The organism is Brevundimonas balnearis, assembly GCF_042434805.1.
In the GTDB taxonomy this organism is placed as follows: Bacteria; Pseudomonadota; Alphaproteobacteria; order Caulobacterales; family Caulobacteraceae; genus Brevundimonas; species Brevundimonas balnearis.
The window spans coordinates 74,437-88,095 of the sequence record NZ_JBHLSW010000007.1; the positions used below are offsets into that span (position 1 = coordinate 74,437).

At 69.3% G+C, this 13,659-nt stretch carries 14 protein-coding genes and 2 pseudogenes; 5 read left to right on the forward strand and 11 right to left on the reverse strand.

All coding sequences use genetic code 11. The features are described 5' to 3' along the window. Together ACFFGE_RS10115 and ACFFGE_RS10120 are read right to left on the reverse strand one after the other, a co-directional pair. On the reverse strand, nt 1–378 hold the full coding sequence (locus ACFFGE_RS10115; protein WP_376836246.1) for a DoxX family protein: 378 nt from the start codon (nt 376–378) through the stop codon (nt 1–3). A gap of 395 nt (nt 379–773) precedes the next feature. After that, complete coding sequence (locus tag ACFFGE_RS10120; protein ID WP_376836247.1) at nt 774–1,655, reverse strand: SDR family oxidoreductase; 882 nt, start codon at nt 1,653–1,655, stop codon at nt 774–776. Between the two features lie 101 nt (nt 1,656–1,756). On the opposite strand from ACFFGE_RS10120, the gene ACFFGE_RS10125 reads away from it, so the two are divergent. Further along, nucleotides 1,757–2,590, forward strand: a complete 834-nt coding sequence (locus ACFFGE_RS10125) for a helix-turn-helix transcriptional regulator (protein ID WP_376836248.1) — start codon at nt 1,757–1,759, stop codon at nt 2,588–2,590. Nucleotides 2,591–2,747: 157 nt separating this feature from the next. Further along, nucleotides 2,748–3,341 carry an SRPBCC family protein gene (locus ACFFGE_RS10130; RefSeq protein ID WP_376836249.1) on the forward strand — a complete coding sequence of 198 codons (594 nt, stop codon included), beginning with the start codon at nt 2,748–2,750 and terminating at the stop codon, nt 3,339–3,341. Here ACFFGE_RS10130 and ACFFGE_RS10135 read toward each other — a convergent pair. From ACFFGE_RS10135 to ACFFGE_RS10155, 5 genes are all read right to left on the reverse strand, one after another. Continuing rightward, the gene (locus ACFFGE_RS10135) at nt 3,334–3,699 is read right to left on the reverse strand and encodes a DUF1330 domain-containing protein (RefSeq protein WP_376836250.1); all 366 of its coding nucleotides are present in this window, start codon (nt 3,697–3,699) and stop codon (nt 3,334–3,336) included. The two genes, ACFFGE_RS10130 and ACFFGE_RS10135, sit on opposite strands and share 8 nt — an antisense overlap. Before the next feature lie 36 nt (nt 3,700–3,735). Beyond that, on the reverse strand, nt 3,736–4,650 hold the full coding sequence (locus ACFFGE_RS10140; protein ID WP_376836251.1) for an SDR family oxidoreductase: 915 nt from the start codon (nt 4,648–4,650) through the stop codon (nt 3,736–3,738). Nucleotides 4,651–4,794: 144 nt separating this feature from the next. Continuing rightward, complete coding sequence (locus tag ACFFGE_RS10145) at nt 4,795–5,040, reverse strand: Atu4866 domain-containing protein (RefSeq protein WP_376836252.1); 246 nt, start codon at nt 5,038–5,040, stop codon at nt 4,795–4,797. A gap of 154 nt (nt 5,041–5,194) precedes the next feature. Next, nucleotides 5,195–5,707 carry a nuclear transport factor 2 family protein gene (locus ACFFGE_RS10150; protein WP_376836253.1) on the reverse strand — a complete coding sequence of 171 codons (513 nt, stop codon included), beginning with the start codon at nt 5,705–5,707 and terminating at the stop codon, nt 5,195–5,197. A 2-nt stretch (nt 5,708–5,709) separates the two neighbouring features. Beyond that, nucleotides 5,710–6,792, reverse strand: coding sequence for an aldo/keto reductase (locus tag ACFFGE_RS10155; protein ID WP_376836254.1), 1,083 nt, complete (start codon nt 6,790–6,792; stop codon nt 5,710–5,712). Between the two features lie 172 nt (nt 6,793–6,964). Here ACFFGE_RS10155 and ACFFGE_RS10160 point away from each other — a divergent pair, with 172 nt between their 5' ends. From ACFFGE_RS10160 to ACFFGE_RS10170, 3 genes and pseudogenes are all read left to right on the forward strand, one after another. Further along, nucleotides 6,965–7,876 (forward strand): AraC family transcriptional regulator, encoded by a 912-nt coding sequence (locus ACFFGE_RS10160; protein ID WP_376836255.1) that lies wholly within the window; start codon nt 6,965–6,967, stop codon nt 7,874–7,876. 277 nt (nt 7,877–8,153) lie between these two features. Next, nucleotides 8,154–8,459: pseudogene (locus ACFFGE_RS10165) on the forward strand (alpha/beta hydrolase fold domain-containing protein); the annotation flags it as partial. A 72-nt stretch (nt 8,460–8,531) separates the two neighbouring features. After that, a pseudogene (locus ACFFGE_RS10170) lies at nt 8,532–8,894 on the forward strand (NAD-dependent epimerase/dehydratase family protein); the annotation flags it as partial. 11 nt (nt 8,895–8,905) lie between these two features. Here ACFFGE_RS10170 and rodA read toward each other — a convergent pair. The 4 genes from rodA to mreC are packed head-to-tail and all read right to left on the reverse strand — an operon-like array spanning nt 8,906 to nt 13,615. Continuing rightward, on the reverse strand, nt 8,906–10,057 hold the full coding sequence (rodA, locus tag ACFFGE_RS10175) for a rod shape-determining protein RodA (RefSeq protein ID WP_376836256.1): 1,152 nt from the start codon (nt 10,055–10,057) through the stop codon (nt 8,906–8,908). Beyond that, complete coding sequence (mrdA, locus tag ACFFGE_RS10180) at nt 10,054–12,111, reverse strand: penicillin-binding protein 2 (protein WP_376836257.1); 2,058 nt, start codon at nt 12,109–12,111, stop codon at nt 10,054–10,056. Before mrdA ends, rodA begins: the two co-directional genes overlap by 4 nt. Further along, nucleotides 12,108–12,626 (reverse strand): hypothetical protein, encoded by a 519-nt coding sequence (locus ACFFGE_RS10185; protein WP_376836258.1) that lies wholly within the window; start codon nt 12,624–12,626, stop codon nt 12,108–12,110. The genes mrdA and ACFFGE_RS10185 overlap by 4 nt, the downstream gene beginning before the upstream one ends. Further along, complete coding sequence (gene mreC / locus ACFFGE_RS10190; RefSeq protein WP_376836259.1) at nt 12,623–13,615, reverse strand: rod shape-determining protein MreC; 993 nt, start codon at nt 13,613–13,615, stop codon at nt 12,623–12,625. The genes ACFFGE_RS10185 and mreC overlap by 4 nt, the downstream gene beginning before the upstream one ends. Nucleotides 13,616–13,659: the final 44 nt, after the last annotated feature.

Genomic DNA, 13,659 nt, shown 5'->3' on the forward strand with positions numbered 1-13,659 from the left:
TCAGCCCGGCGAAACCGAACTCCTGACGCCCGAGATGAGGGCGAGGCTGACGCCGGTCATGCCGGTCAGACCGATCGCCGAGACCGCCATCACCGGCGCAAGTCTCCACGTCAGCAGCGGCGCGACGATCCCGATCCCCAGCGAGAGCTCCAAGACGCCGATGGCGCGAACGAGCGACCCGTCGACGTCCTCCGGCCAGCCCAGCAATAGGACCATGAGCTCCGACGAGCTGGTCAGCTTCGCATAGGCGGCGCCGATGAAGAACATCGAGAGCCAGGCCTGGAGGGTCCACAGGGCGAGGTGGCGCTGAAAGGCCCGCAGGCGGCGACGAGCTTCGGACTCCGGCGCCGTCCGCTCCGTCGAAAGGGTGAGGGTCATGGCTCGTTCCAGTGATTGCGTCGTCGATGGGATTGTCGCCCAATCGGTCGCGCGGGGCTTGCCTTGGGATCGGGAATATTTGCCTGTTTCTACGAACTCGGAGCGCCGGAGGCTCTGGGGTCTCTGAACGCCCCCGGGGGTCGTCGAAGACGCGGGACTTGCGCGCGCGTCCTCGACGACCTGAGGATCACCAGGGGCATGGCGACCCCTTGCGAACCGGCGGCTGGGGGAGAAGCCGGTTCGCGCGTCCGCGACGGCTATGCGGAAGGCCCGGGGGGATGGGGCCTGTCGCTGTCTCGTCACGAATGACACCTTAGTCGGCGGGGCGGGCGGTGGAGATGCCAGATCTTTCGAGTTGATTGCCTGATCGTCCGAAGGGCCGCCTGGGTCGACCTTCAGCCGGCGTAATAGTCCGGATGTCGGATGTCGCTGAGCAGGCTCGGCCCCGTCGGCGTCCAACCGAGACGGTCGCGGGTCACGGCGCTGGAAGCCGGCATGTCGCCGCCGGCGAAGCCGGCGAACCAGCCGAAATGTTCCGGACCGCGCGCCTCGACCGGCAGTCCCAGCTTGTCGCCGATCGCCTGGGCGATGTCGCGGAAGCGTACGCCCTCCTCATCCGCCGCGTGGTACGCGGGTTCGTGCAGGTCGCTTTCAAGGGCCAGTCGGTAAAGACGGCCGGCGTCGGACACATGCACGGCCGGCCAGCGGTTCTCGCCGTCGCCGATGTAGGCCGAAACACCCGTCTGCCGGGCGATGTCGATCAGGATCGGCACGAAGCCGTGCCGTTCGCCCACCCCGTGGACCGAGGGTGACAGGCGCACGGTCGCCACCCGGACGCCGGCGTCCAGCAGAGCCTGCGCTGCCTGTTCGGACCGCCGCGGATAGGACGGGTCCGCGATCGGTCGGTCGGCTTCCACCGCGACGCGACCCGGGGCGAGCCGGGCGAGGCCGGCCGTGATCAGCAGAGGCTTGCGCGTGCCCGCGAGCGCCGCTCCCAGCGCCTCGATCGCCGCCCGGTCTTCCTGGGCGCTTTCGGCGAACCGCGAGAAATCGTGGTTGAAGGCGAGGTGAGCCACCGCGTCGGCCTCCCGCGCGGCCTCGGCCAGAAGCGCCGGGTCTTCCAGCGAGCCGATCACCGGCCGAACGCCCTTGGCGGCCAGCACGCTCGCTTTCGCTGCGGACCTGGCCAGACCGGTGACCTCGTGGCCATGGGCCAGCAGTTCGTCGACGACGGCCGCGCCAACCCAGCCCGTCGCGCCGGTAACAAAAACATGCATCGTCCGTCTCCTTTGACCTTGAACTAGCCTTCAATGACGGGGATGCTGATCCTGTTAAATGCGTGACCTTATCCAGGTATAACTTCTAACAGGATATGCGGATGACCGCTTCTGCTCTCGGCGTCTACTTGCGCGAAAGACGCGCCCGCATGGACCCGCTGGCGCTGGGCTTCGCCCCCGGTCGCCGACGCACGCCCGGCCTGCGGCGAGAGGAAGTGGCCCAACGCGCCAACATCAGCGCCACCTGGTACACCTGGCTAGAACAGGGGCGCGGCGGGGCGCCCTCCGCCGATGTCCTGGACCGCATCTCGCGGGCCCTGATGCTGACCGACCTCGAGCGGGAGCATCTGTATCTCATCGGGCTGGGGCGGGCGCCTGATGTCCGCTATCGACCGGCCGAGGGGGTGTCAGAGCGGCTGCAGCGCGTGCTGGACTCCATGTCCGGCTGTCCGGCGATCCTGCGAACGGTGAACTGGGACGTGGTCGCCTGGAACACGGCCGCGACGGTCATGCTGACGGACTACGCGGCCCTGCCGGCCGACAAACGCAATGTGCTGCATCGGCTGTTTCTCGATCCGGAGGCTCGGCAGCGAAACACGGACTGGGAGGAGGTCACCCGCTTCGTGGTGGGCGCCTTTCGCGCCGACGTGGCCCGGGCCGGCGCGGGCCCGGTGCTAGAGCCCTTCATCCAGGACCTGCGCGCGCGGAGCCCGGAGTTCTCCGTGCTCTGGGACGACATAGAGGTTCGAGACTTCGGGTCCGGGGTCAAACGTCTGCGTCATCCCGTGCTGGGCGACATCACGATCGAGCATTCGGCCTTCGCCGTCGACGGGCGCCCGGACCTGACGCTGCTCGTCTACACCCCCACGAACGACGCCGACGCCAGACGAATCGAGGCGCTGGCCGCTGCGACAGGCCGGACGCCGAGCACGTGATATCCGAGTACGGTCAAGGCTGTTGATCTGGGCTCACAAGGCCTTGCAATCTCACGGCATGTCGAAGCTCCACTGCCCTGTCTAACGTGCACCTCTTCGTTCGCGATCGCGGACGGCTCGCTGCGACATCCCCTGGCAGGTCCCCGAGGCTCTCGTCATGCTCAAGACCCTCGTTTCCATCCTGGCTTTCGCGGGCGTCCTCGCCGCCACGCCGTCGTGGGCGCAGACGACGGAACAGGACCTCCCCCGACGCGACCCTGAGATGGCCTGGCCGACCGGGCTGAATCCCGACACGGCCGACCTGTTCAACCATAATCGACTGACGATGGAGCAGAGCTGCGACGTCATCTACAGCTGGCTGTCTGCGCCCCAGGACTGGCCGACCTGGCTGATCTTCGCGCGCGACGTGCGCTTCGAGGACCCGTCGGCGCCCGTCGACGTTGGGTCGCGCTTCGCCTGGAGCATCTTCGACATCCCGATCGTCGCCGAGGTATTCGTGGCGGAGCCCGGGCGTCGCTTCGGCTATACGGTCACCCCGCCCGGTCCGCCCCCGCATTACGCCCAGAGCTGGCTGCTGACGCCTGCGGGCTCGGGCTGCACGGTGACGACCGAAGAGGTCGGCGTCGGCGATCTCGCACGCGAGACGCGGGCGAGGGGCGACCTCCTGGTCTATCTCGCCCACGAACTGTGGCTCGCGTCACTGCGCTTCGTGTCGAGAACGGGCCCGCGCCCGACCGCTGAACTCAATTGATCAGCCGCACCGGTCGCAGGACGACCTCCAGCAGGGAGGCGTCGCGCAGGCTGCTTGTCGTCTCGCAATACTCGGCGCTTTCGACCATGTCTGCGAAGGCGCGGCGTCCGGGATAGCGGACGATCGCGACGGCGTCCCACGGCCCGCCGCCGTCCTCCCAGAGCGCCGATGACGTCTCGCCGATGTAGACGACTTCCGCGCCGAAGCGGGCCAGCTCCGCTCGCATGCGGAAAAGGGAGTCCGCCAGGCGGCCCGGCCCTGTGCCGGAGGGAAAGCGCATCAGGTTGAGGATCAGCACCGAACGGCCGTCGTCCTCGTCCAGAAAGCGTGCGAAGGCGGCCTCGTCGAGCCGAGGCATGATGACGCTGCCTTTGGCGAAGCGCTCAGTCACCGCCTAGCCGAGCTCCAGGCCCGTCAGCTGCTCGGAAACCTCCCAGAGACGCCGCGCCGTGTCCCGGTTCTCGGCCGCGGGCGGGATGCGGGCCGGCGCGGGCCAGCCCCGGACCTCGCCCATGCCGTTCGGGCCATAGTAGCCGCCGGGCCGCGCGTTCGGCGCCGTGGCGGCGAACAGGGTCGGCAGGGCCCCGCGATCGGCGGGCTGGAACAGGAAGCTCAGATTGTTGCGGGCCCAGTGTTCGAAACTCTCGCGGCTCGGGGCGTTGTTCAGCAGCTCGGTGCGCGAAACCCCCGGGTGGGCGGCGAGGCTGATGACCGGCCATCCCGCCGCCTCGCACCGGCGCTGCAGTTCCAGCGCGAAGATCAGGCAGGCCAGCTTGGACTGGGCGTAGACCGGCATGGGCCGATAGCGGCGCTCGGCGTTCAGGTCGTCGAAGTCGATCGCGCCTTGCCGGGCCGCGACGCTGGACAGGGTGACGACGCGCGCGTCCCGCCCTCTCCGCAGGAGCGGCATGAGGTGGGCGGTCAGGGCGAAGTGGCCCAGATAGTTGACCCCCAGCTGGCTCTCGAAGCCGTCCTCGGTCGCCACCCGGCGCGGCGGCACCATGATGCCGGCGTTGTTGATCAGGACATCGAGACTGTCGCGCGACTGCTTCAGGCGATCGCCGAACCGGGCGACCGAGGCCAGGCTGGCCAGGTCCAGCTCTTCGAACTGGACATCCGAGGAAGGAGCCGCCGCGCGGATGCGCGCGACCGCTTCGGCCCCCTTGGCGGGGTTGCGCCCGGCGATGATGACCGTCGCATTCGCCTTGGCCAGGGCCAGGGCGTACTCGAAGCCGAGCCCGCCGGTCCCGGTCACCACGACGGTGCGACCGCTCTGGTCGGGAATGTTCGCTGTCGTCCAACGCGCCATGATCGTGTCTTCCGCCTGTCGCTCGCGGGTGTTCGCGAGCCGTCTTCCACAGGGTGACGGAGGCCCGCGAAATGCGAATGCCCATTCGAAGACGGTGTTTGCCCGATCGTCCGAAAGCGCTGTCCTGAGGCCTCCTCCCGGCGATCAGGCCTTCTCGCGGTAGAAGATCATCCCGCCGTGATGGAGTTCGTCCGCGTTCACGAAGGTCCCGTCGGCGGTGAAACCGGTGTCGTCCCAGTAGTCGATGTGCGATCCCCGCACTTCGTAGCGCCCCTGATAGGCGCTCTGACGCGCCCCGCGCGCTTCATCGTAGCGACCGTTCGCGAGGAGCTCCTGCCGGATATGGCCGTCTGCGGTGATCCACATGCCGACATAGGGGTGCTGCGTCATTTTTGGTTCCTCATGACCTTGGGGGGGTGTTGGATCGCCTGGGACGCCGACGCCTGAGGCGCCGCCGCCCGGATCGTGTGGGTGGTCAGGCCCGCCACGGGGATCGCCGATCTCACGCCGGCTCCGGCCGCCGTCCATATTCCGACCGGGCGGCTTACCGCTGAGCCGCCGGCACACGCCGGAGCACGTCGTCATAGGCCGGAAGGTCCAGGAAGGCGGTCACGTCCACCGCCCGCCCGCCGGCCATGCGAAAGATCCAGACGTAGTCGTTTCGATAGGGCTGGCCGTCGCCGGCGACGCCGCGGCCCTCCCACCGGGCGATGACATGTTCGCCTTCCGCCCAGATCTGGACGGCGACGGGCCTGACCGGCTCGCGCATCCGCGTCGCGAAGGGGCGGATGGCGCGGGAGGTGAATTCCTCGAGACCGCGATAGGTCCCGGCGCTGGGCCCGGACCCCTCGATCGTCCAGACGACGTCCGGCGACAGCACGGTGGCGAAGAAGTCGGTCCCGCCCGCCGCCCAGCGGTCGAACGCGGAAGCGATGACGGCGCGGTTGTCGGTCATGGCGAGGGCGGCCGCACCCGGCTGGGCTCGGGCCACCGAGGTGGACGCCAGCGAAAAGCCGGCGAAGGCGGCGACGAGCGCCAGTGTTCTCAGAGCGGTCATGATCACGCGGCCTTTCCCGCACGATCCACGAGGGTGGAGACGCCCCGGATCAGTTGCCGCACCATCGGTCGGGCGGTGAAGCGCGCCGGGAAGATCGGCGCCGGGGCGCTGGCCGCCCTCAGACGCTCCAGCTGATCGTCCGATAGGCTGAGCTGCAGGGCCCCCAGATTATCCTTTGCCTGCTCCAGGGTGCGCGCGCCCATGACCGGTGAAACCACGGCCGGATGGCGCAGGGTCCAGGCCAGGGCGACCTGCGACGGCGAGGCCCCGATCTCGACGGCCACCTCCTTGACCACCTCGGCGATGTCGAGCGCGCGGGCGTTCAGGTGCCCGCTGGAGGCGATCACGCCCTTGCGGGTCCGGGCCACATCGGCGCTGTTCTCGTCGGACAGGTCTTCGCGGCTGTATTTGCCGCTGAGGATGCCGCCGCCCAGCGGCGACCAGGGCAGGACGCCCAGCCCCAGGGCCTGGGCCATCGGCATCAGTTCGTGCTCGACCGTCCGCTCCAGCAGATTGTACTCGATCTGCAGGGCGACGAAGGGCGACCAGCCGCGCAGATCGGCCAGGGTCTGCATCTGGGCCACGCGCCAGGCCGGCGTGTTGCAGATGCCCAGATAGAGCACCTTCCCGGACGCGACGAGGTCGTCGAGCGCACGCATCACTTCTTCCGGAGAGGTCGTGAAGTCCCAGGCGTGGACGTAAAGCAGGTCGATCCGGTCCGTATCGAGCTGACGCAGGCTGGCCTCGACCGACCGGACCATGTTGAAGCGATGGTTGCCGCCCGAGTTGATGTTCCGCGGGTCCCTCGCCATCGTGAACTTGGTGGCGAGTACGATCCGGTCCCGGAGGTCCTTGATGAAACGACCCAGGATGCGCTCGGACGAACCGTTGTTGTAGTTCACGGCGGTGTCGATGAAGTTGCCGCCATGATCGACGTAGGCGTCGAAGATCCGGCGAGCCTCGCCCTCCTCGGCGCCCCAGCCCCAGTCCTCGCCGAAGGTCATGGCGCCGAGCGACAGGGGCGAGACGCGCAAGCCGGATCGTCCGAGCAGGCGGTAATGGTCCAGTGCGGTGGGCAGGGTCATCGAAAATCTCCACGAGCGGATTGCAGGCAGCGCGGTACGGGCTGCGGCTGACCCTCTTGTCTCGCATCGCGCTCGCGACCGGGTAGCCTGACTGTCCGAGAGGCTTGCCGGATCGTCCGGCAATGGTCCTCATCGGCTTTTTTTGGCCCATCCTCCGTGGGATGACGTCGCCATGGACACCCTGGACACTCTCGCCGGCCGGATCGCGCGGCATGCGCCCTCCGACGGGACGTTCGAGACGCCGCTTCCCGGCGTGAAGCTGATCCGTTCGGCCACGCCGACCCTGCCGATGCCGGTCATCTACGAGCCGACGGTCTGCATCGTGGCCCAGGGCCGCAAGCGCGCCATGCTGGGGCCGGTCGCCTATGTCTACGATCCCGCGCAATTCCTGATCGCCTCGGTCGGCCTGCCGGTCATGGGATCGGTCATCGAGGCCAGCCCGGCCAAGCCCTATCTGTCGCTGCAGATCGATCTGGACATGACGGCGCTGGGCGAGTTGATCCTGCGTCATCCGGCTCGGAGGCCGGGCCTCGACGCGCCGGCCGGCCTGACCTTGAACGAGACCACGCCGCCCCTGATCGACGCGGCCTCTCGACTGATCGGCCTGCTCGATGCGCCGGAGGATCTGGAAGCCCTGGCGCCCCTGACCTTGCGGGAAATCCTCTATCGGCTGTTGACCGGTCCGGGCGGCGACATCGTGCGCCAGATGGCGACGAGCGACAGCCGTCTAAGCCAGATCGCGCGCGCCATCCTCTGGATCCGGGCCCACTTCCGCGAGCCGTGCCGGATCGAGGAGGCCGCCGAGGTCGCGGGCATGAGCCGCTCGACATTTCACCTGCATTTCAGGGCGGTCACGGCGATGAGCCCGATCGAGTACCGCACCCAGTTGCGCCTGCAGGAGGCCCGCCGCCTGATGGTGACCGACGCCCTCGACGCCGCCAGCGCGGGCTTCACGGTCGGCTACGAGAGCCCGTCCCACTTCAGCCGCGACTATTCCCGCGTCTTCGGCCGCCCGCCCGCGACCGACGCGGGCCGCCTACGCGAGGCGACCCTCGGCGTCGCCCCACCGGTACTGGCCCCCTAGGCCGTTCGACCCATCCAGGTCGCGGTCGCACCTGCGCCATCGGGCGAGCTTCGATCAGTCCGACGCCCCGGCCGTGTCGCGTAAGGTGGCGGCCAGTCGCGTCAGCTGCTGCGTCAGGGACGCGAGGTCGCCGTCGCCAAGCCCCGTGGCCGTCTGGATCTCGCCCGGTACGCAACGCTGAGCTTCGTCAGCGACTTGGCGTCCCTTCGCAGACAGCGAGACCCGAACAACTCGTTCGTCATGAGAATCGCGTGTTCGCGTCACAAGCCCGGACTATTTCCTGGAGGCCAACTATCCGGCCGAGCGTCGTGACGAGGTGCTGGCCTTCCCGCTGCGCGCCCCCGTCGCCCAACTGACCGGCCTGCCGTCGGCGACCATCATCGTGGCGGAGAACGACCTGCTGCGCGACGAAGGCGAAGCCTATGGCCGCAAGCTGATCCAGGCCGGCGTGTCGGTCACCTCGACGCGCTACAACGGCACGATCCACGACTTCGTCATGCTGAACGCCCTGGCTGAGAGCACGCCGGCCCGCGCGGCTGTGGCTCAAGGCGCCGCCGAACTGCGCGCGGCCTTCGCGCGCTGAGGACGGCAGAGGGTCGACGGCTCACGCCATCGACCCGCGGCGCCGGGACCGGTCCCTGCCGGCGCACCCTTCCGCGGCGAGCCGATCGAGGTGTTCGGCGAGGGGCGGCTGGCCCGGGACTTCACCTACATCGACGACATCGTCGACGGCGTCGTCGGCGTACTGGACCGGCCGCCGCCCCGGGGCGGGCACGAGATCTACAACATCGGCGACTCCCAACCTGTGGGGCTTATGGAGATGATCTCCACCCTTGAGGACCTGATCGGCCGCGAGGCGATCAAGATCATGCGGCCGATGCAACCGGGCGACGTCTCCACCACCTACGCAGACGTGTCTCGGCTCGCCGCCCTGACCGGCTACGCGCCGAAGGCGCCGCTCCGGGAGGGCCTGGCGCGGTTCGTCGAGTGGTGGCGGGCATGGCGGTCCGAGCCCTGAGCGAACGCCGCTCAGAACAGGCCGGCGCCCTTGGGCAGCTCGGTGTAGCGGTGCACGCGGACGGACTGGATCAGGCCGAAGCCGGCCATCAGCATCAGCATCATCGACCCGCCGTAGGACATCAGCGGCATGGGCACGCCCACGACCGGAGCCAGGCCCATCACCATGGCCCCGTTGATCAGCAGATAGGCGGTGAAGGTCGCCGTCACCCCCAACGCCGCCAGCCGCGCGAAGTGGCTGTGCGACAGGGACGCGATCCTGAGGCAGGTGAAGACGATGGCCAGATAGCAGAGCAGGATGGTCACCGAGCCCACGAAGCCGAACTCCTCGGCCACCGCGGCGAAGATGAAGTCGGTCTGCCTCTCGGGCAGGAACTCCAGCTGGCTCTGGCTGCCCAGGCCGAAGCCCTTGCCCAGGAAGCCGCCGGAGCCGAGCGCGATCTTGGACTGGATGATGTTGTAGCCCGTGCCCGAGGGGTCGGCGGACGGGTTGAGGAAGGTCAGCACCCGGTCGCGCTGATACTCGTGCATGCCGAACATCACATAGGGCGGGATGGCGACCAGCGCGGCCCCCATCACCGGGACGATCAGCTTCCAGCTGAGCCCGGCGACGAACATGATGGCCGCCCCGGTCAGGCCCAGCGACATGGCGGTGCCCAGGTCCGGCTGCATGGCGATAAGCAGGAACGGCAGGCCGACGATGGCCGCCGGGAAGATCAGCTTCCAGTGGAGCTGCGCCTCCTTGGCCGTGGCCCCGTGATACCAGCGCGCCAGCGCCAGCACGACGGCCAGCTTCATGAACTCGGCGGGCTGGACGCGGGTGACGCCCAGGTCGATCCAGCTCTGGGCCCCGTTGACGGTGACGCCGATCAGCTCGACGGCGATCAGCATCAGCAGGGTCACGCCATAGAAGGGATAGGCCAGGGCGAACCACACCCGCAGATCGATGAGCGCCAGGACGATCATCAGCCCCAGCGCGAAGCCGAACCGCAGCAGGTGATTGGCGGCCCACGGCTCCCACGACTCGCCGCCGACCGAGTACAGCATCGCCGTCGCCGTCCCGCCGATGACGCACAGCAGCGCGGTCAGGCGCCAGTCGATCTGGCTGAGCTTGACCGGCAGGCGGTCGCGCTCCCCGGGCCGGGTCAGGGCCGAGGCGGTCACCGGGGCGGCTCCGACAGATAGGGGCGCGGGCCGGTCGGCGTCGCCTCAGACGCGGGGCTCGCGCGTGGCGTGGCCGCCGGGGGGGCGACTTCGGGTGCGGGGGGCGCGGCGCCCTCGTCGATGGAGTCGACAGGGGCCTCGGGAGCGGGCGGCAACGGCCGCTCGATACGGGCTCTCATGTCGGGGTCCTTGAGCAACGCCACCTTCATCACCTCGCGCGCGCGGGGGGCGGCGTCGGCGGAACCCCCGGCCGGAGCGTGTTGAATGATCAGGGCGATCGCGTACCGGGGCGCGTCGTGCGGAGCGAAGGCGACGAAGAGCGCGTGGTCGCGGCGGCTCCAGACGGCGTTACGGGGGCCGCGACTCTCGCCGGGCCTGTAGTCCCGAGACTGGGCCGTCCCGGTCTTGCCCGCCATGAGGATGTCCCCGAGCCCGAGCTGAGAGGCGCGATAGGCGGTCCCGGTCACATCGTTGGCCACCGCCGCCATCCCCGCGCGCACGATATCGAGTTGCTCGTCCGGGAAGGGCAGATCGGGGAACGCCTCAAGCGGCCGCTCTTCCCCGCCGACCGCCTTGATCAGGCGCGGCTGCACCTTCTTGCGGCCATTGGCCAAGCGGGAGGTCATCACCGCCAGCTGCAGGGCGTTGACGGCCAGCGCACCCTGACCGATCGCCACCGACAGGGTCTCTCCGGGGTACCAGGTGGGGTCGCCTCTTCCCACGGCCTCGACGTATTCGCGCTTCCATCGCGTCGAGGGCACCGTTCCGTCGGACTGGCCGCCGATGCCGATCTCATAGGCCTGACCGAAGCCGAGGTCTTCGGCGACCCGTGCGATCCGGTCCACGCCTGCGCGATTGCACATATGGTAGAAGTAGGTGTCGCAAGAGTTCTTGATGGCGTCGTGCATGTCCTGGGCGCCGTGTCCGCCAGGCTTCCAGCACCGGAAGGTCCGCCCCCCGTAGCGGTAGCCGCCCGTGCAGACGACCCGGTCTGACGGATCAATACCGGCGTCGAGCAGGGCCAGCGCGGTCGTCATCTTGAATGTCGAACCGGGCGGAAAGGTGCCATAGATCGTCTTGTCCAGCAGGGGCCGACGCTCGTAGTCGGCCCAGGCGCGATAGACGTCGCTCGAGACGCCCGTGACGAACAGGTTGGGGTCGAAGGCCGGGGCCGACGCCATGCACAGGATATCGCCATTGCGAATGTCCATGACGACGCAGCCGCCGGACTCCTCGCCGAAGACCTCAAGCGCGCGGTTCTGGATGTCGGCGTCCAGGGTGGTGATCACCTCGGCGCCGGGAACCGGGGGGCGGCTGCCGCCGACGTCCTCGGCGACCACGCGACCGCGTGCGTCGACCTCCACCCGATTGCCGCCGGGCTCGCCCCTCAGGGCTTCGTCGAGCGCCTTCTCTATGCCTTGGCGACCGACCCGGTAGCTGGGGTTGAAGAACAGGGCCGGCGGATCCTCGCCCCGCTCGGCGAAGACCTCCCGGTCGCTGGCGTTGGGCTTGGCCACATAGCCGACCACGTGCGCGAAGGCCCCGCCGAAGGGGTAGTAGCGCTGCTCGTGCATGTCGGCCATGACGCCCGGCAGTTCGTTGGCGTAGAGGTTGACCTTGGCGAACTCCTCCCAGGTCAGGTCGCTCTTGACCGGGACCGGCGAGAAGCGGGGCGCGGCGTTGACGTCGCGGATGATCGAGCGCCGCCGCTCCACCGTGTCGGGCAGCAGCTGACCCAGCAGGTCGAGCGTCTGGTCCAGGTCCTTGGTCTCGTCCCGCACCACCAGCACGCGGAAGGACGGCCGGTTGCCCGCGATGACGACGCCGTTGCGGTCCTTGATCAGCCCGCGCGGCGGGGGGATCAGGCGGAAGTTGAACTGGTTCTGGGTCGCGAGCGTCGCGTACTCCCCGGCCTGCACCAGCTGCAGCTGCCCCAGCCGGAAGGTCAGGGCCGTGACGCCGAACGCGGTCAGGCCGCCCAGCACCAGGGTGCGGCGCAGGAACGACCCCTGCCGCTCGTTCGGATCCGAGAAGAAGATCGAGGGCTCGCTCATCTGAACCGCACGTCCGTATCGTCAAACCGCTGGATCAGCCAGTCGGCGGCCGGGAAGACCAGGAGCGTCGGCACGATCTGTCCCACCAGCGACAGGAGGCTGGGCGGATTGCCCACCCGCAGTGTGACGATCAGATAGGCCAGAAGAAAGGCGCCTACCGTCGCGGCCGCGTACCAGATGAACAGGGCCCGGGTCTCCTGACCCGCCAGCAGGTTGCGGCACAACAGGATCGATCCGTAGACCGCCATCAGGCAGAAGGTCCAAAGGCCCAGCGGCGCGCCCCAGAACAGATCCAGGAACGCCCCTCCCAGGAACAGCGCGCCGGGCGCCAGCATGGACGGACGGATCAGCGGCCAGGCGAACGCCAACGGCGTCAACAGGACGGGCTCAGGCAGCGACAAACCGAACAGCTTGATCGGCGTCGCCAGGACCACCGTCGCCGCGAGCGCGATCAGCAGGGGATAGAGGATCCACTGGACCGGCCCCACCACCCTGACCATGCCGGCGCGTCTCACTCGGGGGCTTGCGCCTCCGCCGCGGTCGGAGCCTGGCGATCCCGGCGGGCGGCCGCGTCGCGCAGGGCCGCGGCCTCGGCCTCCGACGGCGCGGGCGCGGTCGACAGGCCGGCCAGGGGCGGCGCGTTCAGGGCCTCCCGGTCGGCGAGCTGGGCGAAATCCTGGAACAGCAGGATGCGGACGTAGTCGATCGGGCCCCGGTCGCTGAACAGCTTGACCCGCCAGCTGCCGTCGATGCCGCGCGCCACGACGCCCACCGGCAGCCCCCTCGGCACGCCGCCGCCGTCGCCGGAGGACAGAACCCTGTCGCCGGACTGGAGCGCCCCCTCCCCCCGGATGTACTCGAGCCGGGGGTTGCCGCTGCCGTCGCCGACCAGGATGGCGCGGGCGTCGGTGCGGTCGATCAGCACCGGGGTCCGGCTGGCGACATCGGTGAGCAGCAGCATGCGGCTGACCCCGCCGGTGGTCCCGACGACGCGGCCGACCAGACCGTGCTCGTTGATGACGGGGTTGCCCACCCGCACCCCCTTGGACGCCCCCGCGTCCAGCAGCCGGGCGTTGGCGAAGGGGCCCCTCGCCTCCGACACCGATCGGGCGGTCGCCATGGCCACGGGCGGCTCGACCCGAAGGCCGAGCATCGCCTCGTAGCGGGCGTTGACGTTCTTCAGGGCGATGGCCTGATCGCGCCAGGGTTCGAGCTCGGCGAGCTCGCGCTTCAGGCGGCGGTTTTCCGACACGGCGTTGAAGTAGCCGCCGACGTAGTCCGAGGCCGCGCCGATCCAGCGCACCGGGGCCGCGAACACGCCGCCCACGGGCGCGGCCACCTGGGACACGCCGTTCCTCAGCCCCGCGTACGGACTCTCCCCGCCCCCCGGTCGGTCGCCGAGCAGCAGGAAGAGCGCCACGACGCCGGCCCCGATCGTGGCGGCGCCCGCGGTCCAGGCCAGCGGCACCTTCAGGTTCTCGAACGGTCCGTCGCGAAACGCCACGGCGCGCCTTCCTCTGCGGGAGATCGGAATCGGCGGGACGCCCC